16 protein-coding genes are annotated in these 16,162 nt (G+C 61.7%); 9 read left to right on the forward strand and 7 right to left on the reverse strand.

The window, feature by feature from the left end:
- Positions 1-2: 2 nt before the first annotated feature.
- The gene (locus GIW48_RS05005; RefSeq protein ID WP_170039940.1) at positions 3-1,241 is read left to right on the forward strand and encodes a transporter associated domain-containing protein; all 1,239 of its coding nucleotides are present in this window, start codon (positions 3-5) and stop codon (positions 1,239-1,241) included.
- A 389-nt stretch (positions 1,242-1,630) separates the two neighbouring features.
- Positions 1,631-2,941: an MFS transporter gene (locus GIW48_RS05010; protein ID WP_017139721.1), complete on the forward strand. Its 1,311-nt coding sequence runs from the start codon at positions 1,631-1,633 to the stop codon at positions 2,939-2,941.
- Between the two features lie 120 nt (positions 2,942-3,061).
- On the opposite strand, the gene purT is transcribed toward GIW48_RS05010, so the two are convergent.
- From purT to GIW48_RS05035, 5 genes are all read right to left on the reverse strand, one after another.
- Positions 3,062-4,243 (reverse strand): formate-dependent phosphoribosylglycinamide formyltransferase, encoded by a 1,182-nt coding sequence (purT, locus tag GIW48_RS05015; RefSeq protein WP_236460759.1) that lies wholly within the window; start codon positions 4,241-4,243, stop codon positions 3,062-3,064.
- 69 nt (positions 4,244-4,312) lie between these two features.
- Positions 4,313-4,780: a VUT family protein gene (locus GIW48_RS05020; protein WP_056858699.1), complete on the reverse strand. Its 468-nt coding sequence runs from the start codon at positions 4,778-4,780 to the stop codon at positions 4,313-4,315.
- Positions 4,781-4,929: 149 nt separating this feature from the next.
- Positions 4,930-5,145, reverse strand: a complete 216-nt coding sequence (locus GIW48_RS05025) for a DUF1289 domain-containing protein (RefSeq protein WP_017139718.1) — start codon at positions 5,143-5,145, stop codon at positions 4,930-4,932.
- Positions 5,142-5,666, reverse strand: coding sequence for a gamma carbonic anhydrase family protein (locus GIW48_RS05030; protein WP_017139717.1), 525 nt, complete (start codon positions 5,664-5,666; stop codon positions 5,142-5,144). Before GIW48_RS05030 ends, GIW48_RS05025 begins: the two co-directional genes overlap by 4 nt.
- Positions 5,667-5,701: 35 nt before the next feature.
- Positions 5,702-6,304, reverse strand: a complete 603-nt coding sequence (locus GIW48_RS05035) for a CoA pyrophosphatase (RefSeq protein WP_017139716.1) — start codon at positions 6,302-6,304, stop codon at positions 5,702-5,704.
- 146 nt (positions 6,305-6,450) lie between these two features.
- Between GIW48_RS05035 and GIW48_RS05040 the strand changes: the two genes are divergently transcribed.
- From GIW48_RS05040 to nagE, 7 genes are all read left to right on the forward strand, one after another.
- Positions 6,451-6,999 (forward strand): NUDIX hydrolase, encoded by a 549-nt coding sequence (locus tag GIW48_RS05040; RefSeq protein WP_017139715.1) that lies wholly within the window; start codon positions 6,451-6,453, stop codon positions 6,997-6,999.
- A gap of 36 nt (positions 7,000-7,035) precedes the next feature.
- Entirely contained in the window at positions 7,036-7,539 is a 504-nt protein-coding gene (locus GIW48_RS05045; protein ID WP_099485500.1) for a L,D-transpeptidase family protein, read from the forward strand.
- Positions 7,540-7,810: 271 nt separating this feature from the next.
- Positions 7,811-8,569, forward strand: coding sequence for a GntR family transcriptional regulator (locus GIW48_RS05050; protein WP_099549346.1), 759 nt, complete (start codon positions 7,811-7,813; stop codon positions 8,567-8,569).
- Positions 8,570-8,579: 10 nt separating this feature from the next.
- Entirely contained in the window at positions 8,580-9,686 is a 1,107-nt protein-coding gene (gene nagA, locus GIW48_RS05055) for an N-acetylglucosamine-6-phosphate deacetylase (protein ID WP_138449460.1), read from the forward strand.
- Positions 9,679-10,689 carry an SIS domain-containing protein gene (locus GIW48_RS05060; protein WP_419789490.1) on the forward strand — a complete coding sequence of 337 codons (1,011 nt, stop codon included), beginning with the start codon at positions 9,679-9,681 and terminating at the stop codon, positions 10,687-10,689. The genes nagA and GIW48_RS05060 overlap by 8 nt, the downstream gene beginning before the upstream one ends.
- Positions 10,690-10,718: 29 nt before the next feature.
- Complete coding sequence (gene ptsP, locus GIW48_RS05065; protein WP_236460755.1) at positions 10,719-13,229, forward strand: phosphoenolpyruvate--protein phosphotransferase; 2,511 nt, start codon at positions 10,719-10,721, stop codon at positions 13,227-13,229.
- Positions 13,230-13,255: 26 nt separating this feature from the next.
- Positions 13,256-14,953, forward strand: coding sequence for an N-acetylglucosamine-specific PTS transporter subunit IIBC (nagE, locus tag GIW48_RS05070; RefSeq protein WP_138449454.1), 1,698 nt, complete (start codon positions 13,256-13,258; stop codon positions 14,951-14,953).
- Positions 14,954-15,123: 170 nt separating this feature from the next.
- Here the strand turns inward: nagE and GIW48_RS05075 are convergent, their stop codons facing one another.
- Positions 15,124-15,387, reverse strand: a complete 264-nt coding sequence (locus GIW48_RS05075) for a DUF6124 family protein (protein WP_170040770.1) — start codon at positions 15,385-15,387, stop codon at positions 15,124-15,126.
- 463 nt (positions 15,388-15,850) lie between these two features.
- Positions 15,851-16,162 carry an NGG1p interacting factor NIF3 gene (locus tag GIW48_RS05080; RefSeq protein WP_170040769.1) on the reverse strand — a complete coding sequence of 104 codons (312 nt, stop codon included), beginning with the start codon at positions 16,160-16,162 and terminating at the stop codon, positions 15,851-15,853.

Below are 16,162 nucleotides of genomic sequence, written 5' to 3' on the forward strand. Positions count from 1 at the left end.
TAATGGACAACTTGCCCCTTGGGCCGATGCTCGCGGTAATCGCCCTGCTGATCTTATGGGCGGCGCTGTTTACCGCCATCGAAGCCGCACAACAACACCTACTGGCCATACGCCCTGGCACACGCCAAGGCGACAAGGCCGCCGCCCGCCTGAACTTCCCACGTAACAGCCTGATCCTGTGCAACAGCCTGTGCCGGGCGGCCGTGGTGATCCTGTGCACGTTGCTGGCGATTTATGCCTGGGCGCAAAACGGCCCGTGGCTCGGCTGGCTGATCTCCTGCGCCATCCTGCTGATACTTGCCGACTATCTGCCCCGTGCGCTGGCCGTTCGTCACCCCCAAGCCGTGCTGGGTTTCGGTAATACGCTGCTGGGCGTCCCGCTGAAAATCCTTTATCCACTGGCCTGGCTGCTCAACGGCATCAGCCTGTTGCTGTTACGCCCCTTCGCGCGCAAATCCGGCGTGGTGAAAAAGAGCGACGAGCCGTTGCCCGAGCATGACGACGAACCGGAGCCCGAGGCCAACGACAATCGCACGCCCGGCCTGCCAGGCATCCACGCCCTGGACAACATCACGGTCAACGACATCCTGGTGCCGCGCAGTGAAGTGGATGGCATCAACCTGGATGACTCGGTCGAAGCCATCATCGAGCAACTACGCACGTCCCAGCGCACGCGCCTGCCGGTGTTTCACAGCGACATCAACCAGGTGCAAGCGGTGCTCAACACTCGCCAGATCCAGCACTTGCTGCCCGACGCCAGCCTGACCAAAGAAGCCTTGCTCGCCGCCTGCCACGAACCCTACTTCGTGCCGGAAAGCACGCCACTGCAATTGCAGCTGCTGAACTTCCATAAACAGCAACGGCGCCTGGGCATGGTGGTGGACGAATACGGCGAAGTGCTGGGCATCGTCACCCTGGAAGATATCCTCGAAGAAATCGTCGGCGAATTCGAAAGCGACCAGGCTGTGGATAACCCGCACATCGAAGCCCAACCTGATGGCCGCTACATCATCGACGGCGCCGCCTCGATCCGCGAACTGAACAAAAGCCTGGGCTGGCACTTGCCCAGTGACGGCCCCAAGACCCTCAATGGCCTGGTTACCGAGGCGCTGGAGACTATTCCGGACTGTGCGGTGTGCCTGAAAATCGGCCGCTACCGCCTGGAAATCCTCGAGACCGAGGACAACCGCGTGAGCAAGGTGCTGATCTGGCATACCAGCCGCGTGCCGGTAGCTGCATAACTTCCCCTGACACCACTCGATCCGATGTGGGAGCTGGCTTGCCTGCGATGCAGGCACCTCGGTCATTCAGTTGAACCGAGGTGATGCCATCGCAGGCAAGCCAGCTCCCACACAAGCCAATCCCCACACAAGCCAGCTCCCACATTTAGATTATTTGCCTGCCAACGCCCCCTTGTTGGATCTACAAACCCCTTCCTATAATCGGCTCGGCTTACCCAAGCCCCGCCCGACCGCGTGCTACCCGCACTCAGCGCGTCCAGGCACCGCCTTACCGTGTCTGACCGGTGTTTGCTCCCATCCCGAGCCGCTCCGCCTACAACCCTGATCCATGGGTGTTCGACCAATAATAATCCGCGTCCAAACGCGCAATGACCGTCAGGGATACTGCCATGAGCACCACCTACAACGAGGCCGCACCCGCCGCCCCGCTCAACTCGACCGCACGGGTTGCCACTGCAAGCATCGTCGGCACTGCCATCGAGTTCTACGATTTCTATATCTACGCCACCGCTGCGGCACTGGTGATTGGCCCGGTGTTCTTCCCACAGACCTCCGGCACCGCGCAGATGCTGGCGTCGTTCCTGACCTTCGGTATCGCCTTTATTGCCCGCCCGCTGGGCTCGGCGCTGTTCGGCCACTTCGGCGACCGTATCGGGCGCAAATCCACCCTCGTCGCCTCGCTGCTGCTGATGGGCGTGTGTACCACCCTGATCGGCTTGCTGCCGGGGTATGACAGCATCGGTGCCTGGGCGCCGATCCTGCTGTGTGTGCTGCGCTTCGGCCAGGGCCTGGGCCTTGGCGGCGAATGGGGCGGCGCGGCGCTGCTGGCCACCGAGAACGCCCCCAAGGGCAAGCGCGCCTGGTTCGGCATGTTCCCGCAACTGGGTCCGTCAATTGGTTTTCTGGCAGCCAATGGCCTGTTCCTGATCCTGGCCATGAGCCTCAACGACGAGCAGTTCCGCAGCTGGGGCTGGCGCATCCCGTTCATCCTCAGCGCAGCGCTGGTGATGGTCGGCCTGTATGCGCGGCTCAAGCTGCACGAAACGCCGGTATTCGCCAACGCCGTGGCCAAAGAGGCGCCGGTGAAAGTGCCATTGGTAGAACTGTTCAGCCAGCATTGGCTGCCGGTGCTGCTGGGCGCCGCGTCGATGGTGGTGTGCTATGCGCTGTTTTACATCACCACCGCATTTTCTTTGAGCTACGGGGTTTCGACCTTGGGCTACAGCCGTGAGATGTTCCTCGGTTTACTGTGCTTTGCGGTGCTGTTCATGGGGCTGGCCACGCCGCTGGCAGCCTTGGCCAGCGACCGCTACGGGCGCAAGCCGGTGCTGATCGTCGGCGCGGTGCTGGCGATTTTGTCGGGTTTCACCATGGAGCCGCTGCTGACCCACGGTTCAACCTGGGCGGTGGCGTTGTTCCTGGCGCTGGAACTGTTCCTGATGGGCATCACGTTTGCCCCGATGGGCGCGATGCTGCCGGAACTGTTCCCGACCCGCGTGCGTTATACCGGCGCTTCGGCGGCGTATAACCTCGGTGGGATTGTCGGCGCGTCGGCCGCACCGTTTTTCGCAACCAAGCTGGTGGCGATGGGTGGGCTGAGTTATGTCGGCGGGTATGTGTCGGCGGCAGCGTTGCTCAGCTTGATTGCTGTGCTGTGCCTGAAAGAGACGCGGGATAATGATTTGAACAAGGTCGCCTGAAGCCAATCGTTCCCACGCTCCGCGTGGGAATGCCTCTTGTGACGCTCCGCGTCACGCTTTGGGACGCAGAGCGTCCCGGGCTGCATTCCCACGCAGAGCGTGGGAACGATCGGGTTGGGTTTACAGCTCTACAACAACAGCCTTCGAAGCACGGGTCGCTTTAGCTCGGGCAGCCTCAATCGACTCATCCCGCGCCAACGCCACACCCATGCGGCGCTGGCCGTTTACTTCCGGCTTGCCAAACAGACGCAACGCCGTGTCCGGTTCGCTCAAGGCAGCGCCGAGGTTGGCGAACGCTGTCTGAGTCGACTGCCCTTCCACCAGAATCACCGCCGAAGCCGAAGGCCCGAACTGGCGGATCAACGGAATCGGCAAGCCCAGGATGGCGCGCGCGTGCAGCGCAAACTGCGACAGGTCCTGGGAAATCAGGGTCACCAGACCGGTGTCATGCGGGCGTGGCGACACTTCGCTGAACCACACCTGATCGCCCTTGATGAACAACTCAACGCCAAACAGACCACGGCCACCCAGCGCCTCGGTCACGGCTTTGGCTACACGCTCGGATTCAGCCAGGGCAATCGGGCTCATGGCTTGCGGCTGCCAGGATTCCTGATAATCGCCCTTCTCCTGACGGTGCCCTACAGGCGCGCAGAAGGTGGTGCCACCGATGTGACGCACGGTCAGCAGGGTGATTTCGTAGTCGAAGTCGATAAAACCTTCGATGATCACGCGGCCTTTGCCGGCACGCCCGCCTTCCTGGGCGTAATCCCAGGCTTTTTGTACATCATCGGCGCCGCGCAGCAGGCTCTGGCCCTTGCCCGACGAACTCATCACCGGTTTGACCACACACGGGAAGCCCAGGTCTTGCACGGCCTTGCTGTAGTCTTCGAAGGTGTCGGCGAAGTGGTACGGCGAAGTCGGCAGGTCAAGCTCTTCAGCGGCCAGACGACGGATGCCTTCACGGTTCATGGTCAGCGACGTGGCACGCGCGGTCGGGATCACGGAAAAGCCTTCGGCTTCCAGTTCCACCAGCGTTGCAGTGGCGATGGCTTCGATTTCCGGCACGATGAAGTGCGGCTTTTCGGCCTCGATCACGGCACGCAGGGCGGCGCCGTCGAGCATGTTGATCACGTGGCTGCGGTGCGCCACTTGCATGGCCGGCGCGTTGGCGTAGCGATCCACGGCAATCACTTCAACGCCCAGGCGTTGCAGTTCGATTACCACTTCCTTGCCCAGCTCACCGCAGCCACACAGCAAAACGCGGGTCGCGGTTGGCGACAATGGAGTTCCGATTCGGGTCATCTCAGGTCCTCAGGGGAGCGGATCATGGGGAGAAAGGCCGGCATTTTACATGAACTGTAAAAATTGGCCTCAGTTGGCGACAGCCCGTTTGCGCATACGCCAGGCCATGATCAGCCACACCACCGTGACCCCGGCAAATTTGGACACCAGCGCGGTGCCGGCCACTGCCGGTGTGAGCGCGCCGATCAAGCCGAAGAAGATAAAGGTATCGAGGGGAATGCTCAGCGCCGAACTTATCCACAGGCGGTCGTGCAGCGGGCGCTTGGTGATGCTGAACACCAGCCAGTCGATGCACTCGGACACCGCAAACGCCGTGGCGCTGGCCAGCGCGATGGACGGGTCAGAGGTGATATACGACAGCACCAGCGCTGCCAGCATGGCGATGATTGCGCCATGGCCGAAGCGGGTTTGCACCATGTCACGCAGGATAAACACCAGGCCACCCCAGGCGGACCAGATGACATCCAGGTGCGGGGCGGTGGAGAAAGCGAAGTTGATCAGCACGACGCTGCTGATGTAGGCGATCAGGAAGAGCATGGGGGAGGACCTGTGGGCAAGGGGCACAGGGTACTTCACATTTTGAAATATGTCGTCTGGGCGGGCCTCATCGCAGGCAAGCCAGCTCCCACATTTGAAGGTATTCACAAATCAAGTGTGGGAGCTGGCTTGCCTGCGATAGCGGTCGCTCAGGTGCCAGATTTACCAGGCATCATCCACACCAACCCACTTGCCTTCGCCCGCTCATGGCACAACCCCAGCACCACCCGGCGCTCGGCATTGTCCATGCGGCTCCAGCGCGTAATCTCATCCACGGTGCGCTGGCAGCCGGTACAAATATCGTCATCGTCCAGCGCACAAATACTCACGCACGGCGAGGCGACGGGGCGTTCAACCGGGTTCATTCTTCCTGCTCAACCAGGTCACGCGCATACCGCTGCGCGTTATGCACATAGTGCGCGGCGCTGGCTTCGAGCATGCGCTTTTGCGCCTCGGTCAGCTCACGTACCACCTTGCCCGGCGACCCCATCACCAGCGAGCCATCGGGGATTTCCTTGCCTTCGCCAATCAGCGAGTTGGCGCCGATGATGCAATGCTTGCCGATCCTGGCACCGTTGAGGATCACCGCGTTGATGCCGATCAGGCTGTAGTCGTCAACGGTGCAGCCGTGCAGCATGGCGTTATGGCCAATGGTCACGCCGGTGCCCAGGGTCAGCGGGTAGCCCATGTCGGTGTGCATCACGCTGCCGTCCTGCACATTGCTGTTCTTGCCGATCAGGATCAGCTCGTTATCGCCACGCAATACCGCGTTGAACCAGACGTTGGCGCCCTCTTCCAGCTTGACCTTGCCGACCAGCGTGGCATTCGGCGCCACCCAGCTGTGCGGGTGCGTCTCGACGCGGGCGTCGCCCAGGCGGTATTTCATGGTGTGTCCTCACGGCTGGCCATTCAAGCGATGGCTTAGATATTGATAAAGCTTTTAGGCGGCTGGTGCAGGCTGATCTGGGCGTCGTCATAGAGCAGGTTGATCAGCTCGACGATCATGATTGCCGTCAACCCCCAGATCTTGTATTCGCCAAATCGGTAGCTGGGCACATACCAACTGCGGCCCTGGTAATCGATGCGGTGGGTGTGTTCGCGCGGGTCCTGGCGGAAAAACTCCAGCGGTACGCTGAACACGGCGGCGATCTCGGCATCGTTGGCCAGGTATTCGACGTAATCGGGGATCACACCGACGTAGGGCGTTACACGAATGCCATGCAGGGAAATCAACGGGCTTAACGGGCCGACCACTTCCACCAGACCGGGCGGCAGACCGATTTCCTCTTCGGCTTCGCGCAGTGCGGTAAAAATCAGGTCCGGGTCTTCGGGGTCGCGCCGCCCGCCAGGAAACGCCACTTCGCCACCGTGGGTCGACAGACCGCTGGCGCGCAGGGTCAGGATCAGCTCGGGTTCGTCGCTGCGGGTGATCGGCACCAACACGGCGGCCTCGGGGAAACGCCCGTCAGTTTCCAAGGTGTGGGGGGTGTGATTGGTTACCCGGCGAAGTAGCTCGTCCAGCATGAGTCATCTCGGTCTGTTGGCTACCTTGTATCATGCACCAAAGCAGGCAGGCGCCCAACCCCAAAACCACCGGCGTGTCGCTAAACGACAACTTGCAGCGCCCTGCCCGCCACGCCAAGATAGACGCACTTTCCAGGAACCCCAGCATGAATTTCTGCAGCCAGTGCGGTAAACCGGTTACCCAACGCATTCCCGAAGGCGACGGCCGCCTGCGCTACGTGTGTGATCACTGCTCGACCATTCATTACCAGAACCCCAATATCGTCGCCGGCACCGTGCCGGTGTGGGGCGACAAAGTGCTGCTGTGCCGTCGCGCCATCGAACCGCGCCTGGGTTACTGGACCCTGCCCGCAGGCTTTATGGAAAACGGCGAAACCGTCGAACAGGCCGCCGCCCGCGAAACCCTGGAAGAAGCCTGCGCCCGCGTGCGCAACCTGAGCATCTATACCCTGATCGATGTACCGCACATCAGCCAGGTGCATATCTTCTACCGCGCCGAACTGGTCGACCTGGACTTCGCCGCAGGCCCCGAGAGCCTTGAAGTGAAGCTGTTTGATGAGGCCGACATCCCTTGGTCCGAGCTGGCTTTCCGCACGGTCGGGCGTACCTTAGAATGCTTCTTCGCTGACCGCAGGCAACAGCTGTTCCCGGTGCGCAGCGAGTCGGTGCCGCCGATGACGCGGCCGGCCAAATAACTCCAGGCAGCACCTTTTACAAGGGAAACCGTTTTAATGCGTTGGTTGCTCGCTCTGATCTGCCTGTCGTTCGCTAGCCTGTCTTCGGCCTCCACGGTGGAAACCCTCGGCGGCAAACCGGTCGAGAAAATCCTGGTGCTCAAGTCCGCCCATCAGTTGCAATTGATCAACGACGGCAAACCGCTCAAGACCTACCGCATCTCGCTCGGTAAAAACCCCAAGGGCACCAAACTGATGGAAGGCGACCGCCGCACGCCAGAGGGCTTCTACTGGATCGACTGGCGCAAGACCAGCGACCGCTTCAACCTGGCCATGCACATCTCCTACCCCAATATCAGTGACTCGGCCCGCGCACGCCGCGAAGGCGTGAAACCGGGCAGCATGATCATGATCCACGGCACGCCCGACACCGAGGAATACCCGGAACAGTGGTTTCACACCCTGGACTGGACCGACGGTTGCATCGGCATGCGCAACGTGGACATGCGCGAAGTCTGGAACCTGGTCAAAGACGGCACCCTGATCGAGATTCGTCCGTAATCGCCTACCGTTTGTAAAATAACTCAAAAATAATTAAAAAAAATCCCTGCCCATGGCAGCGCCTGCCGGTGAATACCAGTTCACTGCGCGGGCTGCGCAATTCTGCGCGCACTCAAGACCTCTCTAATACCACTTGATACCAGGCACCCTTAATGTGCGCTGAAACAGGCTACCGCACTGTTTTCGCTGCATTGACATGGTATTTAAGTGGTATTAATTTCCGGCCAATACCGGGCGACAACATTCCAATAACGCATCGGAAACCTGACAGATGAATCCCATACTGGCGCTGCGCCCCGACGACAAACAGTCCACGCCGCTGTACCTGCAATTGGCCCGCAAGCTCGAAGCGGCGATCCATGCCGGCGAGTGGAAATCCGAACAGGCGTTGCCGTCGGAACGGGTCCTGAGTGAGCAACTGAGCATTTCCCGCGTCACCGCGCGCAAAGCCCTGGAAGTGCTGTTTGCCCAAGGCTTGATTCGCCGTAGCCAAGGCTCGGGGACCTTTATCACCCCGCGTCTGGAGCAGCCGCTGTCGCGCCTGTCGGGGTTCAGCGAGATGTTGCGCCTCAAGGGCTTTGTGCCAACGTCCCAGTGGCTTGAGCGCGACATCACCCCGCCGACCCACGAAGAACTGATCCGCCTGGGCCTGTCGCCGACCGACAAAGTGGCGCGGCTCAAACGCCTGCGTAAGGCTGACGACACCGTAATGGCAATTGAAATGACCGCCATGCCCGCCTCCGTGCTGCCAAACCCGCAAGCCATCGGCAATTCGCTGTACGAATACCTGGAAAGCATCGGCAAACCGGTGGTGCGCGCACTGCAACATATCCAGGCGATCAATGCCTCCGATGAGTTCGCCAAACTGGTCGGCATCGCCCCCGGCACCGCCATGCTGCTGATGACCCGAGTCGGCTACACCGCCGACAACACGCCGATTGAAATCACCGACACCTACTGCCGCAACGACTACTACGACTTCGTCGCAGAGCTGCGCCGCAATGACTACTCCGCTGAACTGCGGGTTTAGAGAACTGCCCATGTCCGAAGACAACATCCTCACGCCCGGCGGCTGGATTCGCGGCCGCCTGGTGCACGAACACGGCAAGGTGGTCGCCATCGACGGCACGCCGTGCGACCCGAACGACAATGACCTGCCCTACTTGCTGCCAGGCTTTATTGACCTGCACGTTCACGGCGGTGGCGGCAAAGACATCATGGAAGGCACCGACGCCTTCGAGACCATCACCCGCACCCACGTGCGCTTTGGTACGACCTCGCTGCTGGCTACCACCATGACCGCACCGGTGGATGAAATTTCCCGCGTGCTCGGCGAACTCGGCACGTTCTGCGAGCAGCGCCCTACAGGCAGCGCACGGGTGCTCGGCGTACACCTGGAAGGCCCCTACATCAATCCGGGAAAACTCGGCGCGCAGCCCAACTTTGCCCACACCGCACTGATGGCCGAAGTCGAAGCCTACCTGCGCCTGGCGCCGATCCGGGTGATCACCATTGCTCCGGAAATCGCCGGCCACGATGCCTTGATCCGCGCCCTCAGCGAACGCGGCGTGCGCATGCAAATCGGCCACACCCTGGGCAGCTACGAAGAAGGCGTCGCTGCCCTCGCCGCCGGCGCCACCAGCTTCACGCATTTGTATAACGCCATGAGCCCGCTGCATCACCGCGAACCCGGCATCGTCGGCGCCGCGTTGGCCCACGCCAAGTACGCCGAATTGATCCCGGATTTGCTGCATGTACACCCCGGCGCCATGCGCGTGGCGCTGCGCTCGATCCCGTGCCTGTACTGCGTCACCGATTCCACCGCTGCCGCCGGCATGCCCGACGGCGAATACAAGCTGGGCAGCCACACCGTCACCAAATGCCTGGGCGGCGTGCGCCTGGCCGACGGCACCTTGGCCGGCAGCACCCTGACCATGGACCAGGCGCTGCGCAACCTGGTGAAAATCGGCCTGCCGATCAGCGAAGCCTCACAACGCCTGTCGCAATTTCCTGCGGACTATTTGGGCCTGGAAGAACGCGGGCGCCTGCAACCCGGCAGCTTTGCCGACTGCGTGCGCATGGACCGCTCCCTTACACTCACCGACGTAATGGTCGAAGGAGAAACCATTGACTTCAAAAATGCTTGAAGAGGCCCTGGCCTCCTGTGACGCCGTGGAGGCCCAACTGCAGCGCCTCAACCCGATGCTGGAGGAAGTTGCCGGGCGTCTGCGCCGCCAGCCGCCGCAAGTGGCGATGACCATCGCCCGTGGCAGTTCAGACCATGCCGCCAGTTACTTCGCCTACCTGGCCATGCAGCATGTGGGCATTCCGGTGGCGTCGTTGCCGATGTCGGTGGTGACCTTGCTGCAAGCGCCGTTAAAGGTCAGCGGCCAAGTGGCGTTCGGTTTCTCCCAGTCGGGGCAAAGCCCGGATTTGGTCAACAGCCTGCGCCTGCTGCGCAAACGCGGGGTCTTGAGCATTTCGATGGTCAACGCCGAAGACTCACCACTGGAAGCCGCGTGTGAATTCCATGTGCCACTGTGTGCCGGGCCGGAGCAGAGTGTCGCAGCGACCAAAAGCTTTATCGCCACTTTAAGCGCCAGCGCGCAGTTGATCGGCCACTGGAACCAGGACCTGTTGCTGCTGCAAGCCTGCCAGGCCTTGCCCGACGGCTTGCGCGAAGCCGCCACCCAGGACTGGACGCCAGCCATCGAAGCCCTGCGCAGCAGCCAACGCCTGATTGTAATTGGCCGTGGCGCCGGTTTTGCCATCGCCCAGGAAGCCGCGCTCAAGCTCAAGGAAACCTCGGCGATCCAGGCCGAAGCCTTCAGCAGCGCCGAAGTGCGCCACGGGCCGATGGCCTTGATCGATGAAAACTACCCACTGCTGGTGTTCGCCCCACGCGGCGCCGAACAAGCCGGTTTGCTGAGCCTGGCCGCCGATATGCGTCAACGCGGCGCCCGCGTTTTGCTGGCCGCGCCGGACGATATCGTCGAACGCGACCTGACCCTGAGCCGCGCCGAACACCCAAGCCTGGACCCGATCCTGGCGATCCAAAGCTTCTACGTGATGGCCGCAGGCCTGGCGGAGGCCCGGGGCATGGACCCGGACCAGCCGCGCCACCTGAGCAAAGTTACCCGCACTCACTGAGTCGCGTTTTCCTGATGAGTACCGTGCCCATGTCCTACAACAATAATGAATTGACCCTAAGCGCCCCACTCAGTGGCCCGGTGCTGACCCTGGGCAACGTTCCCGATGAAGTGTTCGCCAGTGGCGCCATGGGCGACGGTATTGCCATCGACCCACTGAACGATTGCCTGCACGCCCCCTGTGATGGCGTGATCATCCACGTCGCCCGCACCGGGCATGCACTGACGATTCGTGCCGACAACGGCGCCGAAATGTTGATGCATGTGGGCATCGACACCGTGGAATTGAACGGCGAAGGCTTTGCCCTGCTGGTGAAGGAAGGCGCACGGGTGAGCCAGGGCCAGGCACTGGTGCAGTTTGATCTGGATCGCATTGCGCGCCAGTGCAAAAGCCTGGTCAGCCTGATTATCCTGACTAATGGCGAGGGTTTTGAGCTACGGCCGGTTGCAGGAAAAACCGTCAAGGTGGGTGAGCCGTTGCTGCACATTGCCGCGCGTTCGGTAGCGCCGTTGCAGGCGGCTGTGGATAACTCTGTCACCGAAGTGCGCGCCAGCGTGCGCATTACCCACCGTGGCGGTTTGCATGCACGCCCCGCCGCGCTGGTGCGTAAGACCGCGCAAGGTTTCAGCAGCCATGCAGAGTTGCACTTCGCCGGTAAGTCGGCGCCGTGCGACAGCCTGATTGGCTTGATGGGGTTGGGCATTGGTGAAGGTGATGAAGTGCGCATCACCTGTCGCGGCAAGGATTGCGAGGCGGCGTTGCAGGCGTTGGTGGCCGCACTGTCGGTTGCTGTGAGTGAAGAACACCACGCGCCGGTAGCCGTGACACCGCGTCGGGCGAACACCGAAGCCGGTGTGTTGCAAGGCGTGTGCGCCGCGCCCGGCCTGGTCTGCGGGCCGCTGTTTCGCCTCACCGGTATCGAACTGCCGCAAGACACGGGCAAGCATATCGCCGACGAACAACTGCAACGCCTGGACACCGCGCTGGAGCAAGTGCGCGGAGAAATCCGCAGCACCCTGACACACGCACGCCAACGCAAGAACGTCGAAGAAGAAGACATCTTCGCCGCCCACCTTGCGCTGTTGGAAGACCCCACGCTGCTGGATGCCGCCACCCGTGCCATCGAGCAAGGCAGCGCCGCTACCCACGCCTGGCGCGATGCGATCCAGGCGCAATGCGCGGTGTTGCTGGCCCTGGGTAAACCGCTGTTTGCCGAGCGCGCCAACGACCTGCGCGATCTGCAACAGCGAGTACTGCGTGCGCTGTTGGGGGAAGCCTGGCACTTCGAATTGCCGGCCGGCGCGATTGTCAGCGCCCATGAACTGACCCCCTCCGACCTGCTGCAACTGAGCGCACAAAACGCCGTGGGTATTTGCATGGCCGAAGGCGGCGCTACGTCTCACGTCGCGATTTTGGCCCGAGGCAAAGGCTTGCCGTGCGTGGTCGCGCTGGGCGCCGAAGTGCTCGACGTGCCCCAAGGCCAACGCGTGGTGCTGGACGCGGCCAACGGTCGCCTGGAACTGGCACCCAGCGAGGCGCGCCACGCCGAAGTGCACCAGATTCGCGATGCGCAGAAACTGCGCCGTCAGCAACAGCAGGCCCAAGCCCGGCAAGCGGCGCACACCCGCGATGGCGTGAGCATTGAAGTGGCGGCCAATGTCGCCTCCAGTGCCGAGGCCCAAGTGGCGTTTGAAAACGGCGCCGATGGTGTAGGCCTGCTGCGCACCGAATTCCTGTTTGTCGACCGCCGCACCGCGCCGGATGAGCAAGAGCAACGCCAGGCCTACCAGGCCGTGCTGGATGCCATGGGCGACAAGTCGGTGATCATCCGCACCATCGACGTGGGCGGCGACAAACAGCTCGACTACCTGCCGCTGCCCGTCGAAGCCAACCCGGTGCTGGGCCTGCGCGGCATTCGCCTGGCGCAGGTGCGCCCGGACGTGCTCGACCAGCAACTGCGCGCGCTGCTGCAAGTGTCTCCGCTGGCGCGTTGCCGCATCCTGCTGCCGATGGTCAGCGAGGTGGATGAACTGCTGCAGATCCGCCAGCGCCTGGATGAACTCTGCGCGGAGCTGGAGCTGACCCAGCGTCCGGAACTGGGCGTGATGATCGAAGTGCCCGCCGCCGCGCTGATGGCTGAGCAACTCGCCAAACACGCGGACTTTTTATCCATCGGCACCAATGACCTGTCCCAGTACACCCTGGCCATGGACCGCGACCACGCGGGCCTCGCCGCACGGGTGGATGCCTTGCACCCGGCGCTGCTGCGCTTGATCGCGCAAACCTGCGCCAGCGCCGCCAAGCATGGGCGCTGGGTGGGTGTGTGCGGCGCCCTGGCGTCCGACCCGCTGGCCACGCCGGTGTTGGTTGGCCTGGGTGTGAGTGAACTGTCGGTAAGCCCGCCGCAAATCGGAGAAATCAAGGACCGCGTCCGTCACCTGGACGCGGCGCAATGCCGGCAATTGAGCCAAGGCCTGCTCGACCTGAGCAGCGCCAAGGCCGTTCGCCAAGCCTGTCAACACCACTGGCCGCTGAGCTGAAAACAACAAGAATAGGGAGACACGCCATGTACCAACATTTCATCGAAGGCCTGCAACGCCTCGGCCGCGCACTGATGCTGCCGATCGCGATTCTGCCGATCGCCGGCCTCTTGCTGCGTCTGGGCGACACCGACCTTTTGAACATCGCGGTGATGCACGATGCCGGGCAAGCAATCTTCGCCAACCTGGCGCTGATCTTCGCCATCGGTATTGCCGTCGGTTTTGCCCGCGACAATAACGGCACGGCAGGTTTGGCCGGGGCGATTGGTTACCTGGTGATGATTTCCACGCTCAAGGTGATGGACACCACCATCAACATGGGCATGCTCGCCGGTATCGCCAGCGGCTTGATGGCCGGTGGGCTGTATAACCGCTTCAAGGACATCAAGCTGCCGGAGTACCTGGCCTTCTTTGGTGGGCGACGGTTTGTGCCGATTGTCACCGGGTTTTCGGCGGTCGCTCTGGGCGTGATCTTCGGCCTGATCTGGCCGCCGATCCAGCACGGCATCAACAGTTTCGGCGTGCTGCTGATGGAAAGCGGCAGCTTTGGCGCATTCGTGTTTGGCGTGTTCAACCGCCTGCTGATCGTCACCGGCCTGCACCATATCCTCAACAACATGGCGTGGTTTGTGTTCGGCAGCTTTACCGACCCAACCACCGGCGCCATCGTCACCGGCGACCTGACCCGTTATTTTGCCGGCGACCCGAAAGGCGGCCAGTTCATGACCGGCATGTTCCCGGTCATGCTGTTCGGCCTGCCCGCCGCGTGTTTGGCGATGTACCGCAATGCACTGCCGGAACGCCGCAAGGTCATGGGCGGGATTTTCCTGTCGATGGCGCTGACCTCGTTTTTGACCGGCGTGACTGAGCCGATCGAATTCGCGTTTATGTTCCTCGCACCATTTTTGTACCTGATCCACGCGGTGCTCACCGGCCTGTCGATGGCCGTGACCAATATGCTGAATATCCACCTGGGCTTTACCTTCTCCGGTGGCTTTATCGACATGGTGCTCGGTTGGGGCAAATCCACCAACGGCTGGCTGGTATTCCCGGTCGGGTTGGCTTACGCGGTGATCTACTACAGCGTGTTCAACTATTGCATTCGTCGGTTCAACCTGAAGACACCGGGGCGCGAAGACATCCAGGTGGTGCAGGCTGAGGTGATGACCGATAACCAGCGGGCCAGTGCCTACATCCGTGCACTCGGCGGTGCAGAGAATTTGCTGAGTGTCGGCGCGTGCACGACTCGTCTGCGCCTGGACATGGTGGATCGTAACAAGGCGGTGGATGCGCAGTTGAAAGCACTGGGCGCGATGGCCGTGGTTCGGCCGGGTAACGGCGGGAGCTTGCAGGTGGTCGTAGGGCCGATGGCCGACAGCATTGCGGATGAGATCCGCCTGGCGATGCCGTCGTTTGTTGCCAGTGCGCCGGTGGCCGCCCAGCCTGTGGATAAACCGGTCGCGGTGAATGTGCAAGAGGCCGAGAAGTGGCTGAATGCTTTAGGCGGCCGCACGAATGTGCGCCAGCTGGAAGCGGTGGCGATGACCCGATTGCGGGTGGAACTGGGGGATGATTCGGTGCTGTCTGAAGCGGACCTGACTGCGCTGGGTTGCCAGGGTGTGAGCCAGCTGGACAGCGGGGTTTGGCATTTGTTGATTGGTGACAAGGCCACTGGATTGGGCGAAGCGCTGGAGCGGCTGGTTACCCGCCCAATCAACGCCTGACCGATCGTTCCCACGCTCTGCGTGGGAATGCCGCCCCGGACGCTCCGCGTCCAAGCCGTCGCCCTGCACAAGGGTGACGCGGAGCGTCACAGGATGCATTCCCACGCGGAGCGTGGGAACGATCAATGTGGGAGCTGGCTTGCCTGCGATTGGCCCTTACAGGCGCCTGATTACTTCTGATCAGGCACCTCAAATAGATCCAACACCCGGTCCACCATCAACTGAATACCTTCCAGCATCCGATGAATCCCCAGCACTGCATCACGCTGTGGGCCGTCGATATCAAAAGCCAGATTGCCTGCAAGTGCTTGTACTGATGCCAGGTCTTGGGAGGCATTGGCGAGCAGGGTTTCGCTGTTCAGGTTAGGAAGTACGGTGAAGATTTGATCGGTGGGCTGAGAATCAGATGGGGGATTTGGACTGTCTTTGATCATGGTGTGTTTCCTAGTGAGAATTTAGGAACTACCAGCATCACTTGCAGATGATGGGTGGCAGCTGTGCGCGGGCCTGCAAGACCGAGTCCCACCAGCACCTCGGTAGACCCGAAGGTCTCCCGCACACAGCCGCCATAAATGACGACCATGAAAAAGCGCCGCAATTATAAAGGCGCTTAGGAGTAACTGGTGAGGTTTCGGCGGGCTTGCAGTCCCGATCGCTGAATTGGCAGCGACTGGCAAAGGTTAATAAGGCGAGTTCCTAGGGACAACCTGAAAAGCCTGTGGGAAAGATCTGGGGCGCCTGTCCCGGCGCCATCGCAGGCAAGCCAGCTCCCACATTTTGAACGTATTCACAGATCAAACTGTGGGAGCTGGCTTGCCTGCGATTGGCCCTTACAACCAACAAAAAACCCGCTGACCAAACTGGCCCAGCGGGTTTCTTGTTTCTGCAATCTGCGAATCAAAAATCCGCCAACTGCCACACCTCATACGCCGGTGTCTCATAGGGATGGCTGAGTTTCAACGCGGCTACAACCGCCACGATCAACTCATCCGCCACCACCAGCTCAACCTTCCACTCCTCAACCACTTCAACCTGGCCCACTTGCCCGATAAACGGCTGGCTGCCGTCCATCGCGCGGAATTGGCCCTGGCCCAGCACTTGCCAGGCACAGCTGTCGTAGTCGCCGATGCGCCCGCCGCCGGCGGCGAAGACGGCGGTTTTCACCGTCTCCACATGGCTGGCGGGCACAAAGAAGGCAAGCTTGTACAC

This window comes from Pseudomonas sp. PA-6-3C (assembly GCF_021605825.1).
In the GTDB taxonomy this organism is placed as follows: Bacteria; Pseudomonadota; Gammaproteobacteria; order Pseudomonadales; family Pseudomonadaceae; genus Aquipseudomonas; species Aquipseudomonas edaphica.

What these genes read in the sequence shown, in the direction of transcription:
- GIW48_RS05035 (WP_017139716.1), bottom strand. Translation starts at nt 6,304, where the DNA reads ATGCTGGACGAGCTACTTCGCCGGGTAACCAATCACACCCCCCACACC.
- GIW48_RS05050 (WP_099549346.1), top strand. Translation starts at nt 7,811, where the DNA reads ATGAATCCCATACTGGCGCTGCGCCCCGACGACAAACAGTCCACGCCG.
- GIW48_RS05005 (WP_170039940.1), top strand. Translation starts at nt 3, where the DNA reads ATGGACAACTTGCCCCTTGGGCCGATGCTCGCGGTAATCGCCCTGCTG.
- GIW48_RS05010 (WP_017139721.1), top strand. Translation starts at nt 1,631, where the DNA reads ATGAGCACCACCTACAACGAGGCCGCACCCGCCGCCCCGCTCAACTCG.
- GIW48_RS05060 (WP_419789490.1), top strand. Translation starts at nt 9,679, where the DNA reads ATGCTTGAAGAGGCCCTGGCCTCCTGTGACGCCGTGGAGGCCCAACTG.
- GIW48_RS05075 (WP_170040770.1), bottom strand. Translation starts at nt 15,387, where the DNA reads ATGATCAAAGACAGTCCAAATCCCCCATCTGATTCTCAGCCCACCGAT.
- GIW48_RS05045 (WP_099485500.1), top strand. Translation starts at nt 7,036, where the DNA reads ATGCGTTGGTTGCTCGCTCTGATCTGCCTGTCGTTCGCTAGCCTGTCT.
- nagE (WP_138449454.1), top strand. Translation starts at nt 13,256, where the DNA reads ATGTACCAACATTTCATCGAAGGCCTGCAACGCCTCGGCCGCGCACTG.
- ptsP (WP_236460755.1), top strand. Translation starts at nt 10,719, where the DNA reads ATGTCCTACAACAATAATGAATTGACCCTAAGCGCCCCACTCAGTGGC.
- GIW48_RS05025 (WP_017139718.1), bottom strand. Translation starts at nt 5,145, where the DNA reads ATGAACCCGGTTGAACGCCCCGTCGCCTCGCCGTGCGTGAGTATTTGT.
- GIW48_RS05020 (WP_056858699.1), bottom strand. Translation starts at nt 4,780, where the DNA reads ATGCTCTTCCTGATCGCCTACATCAGCAGCGTCGTGCTGATCAACTTC.
- GIW48_RS05030 (WP_017139717.1), bottom strand. Translation starts at nt 5,666, where the DNA reads ATGAAATACCGCCTGGGCGACGCCCGCGTCGAGACGCACCCGCACAGC.
- purT (WP_236460759.1), bottom strand. Translation starts at nt 4,243, where the DNA reads ATGACCCGAATCGGAACTCCATTGTCGCCAACCGCGACCCGCGTTTTG.
- nagA (WP_138449460.1), top strand. Translation starts at nt 8,580, where the DNA reads ATGTCCGAAGACAACATCCTCACGCCCGGCGGCTGGATTCGCGGCCGC.
- GIW48_RS05040 (WP_017139715.1), top strand. Translation starts at nt 6,451, where the DNA reads ATGAATTTCTGCAGCCAGTGCGGTAAACCGGTTACCCAACGCATTCCC.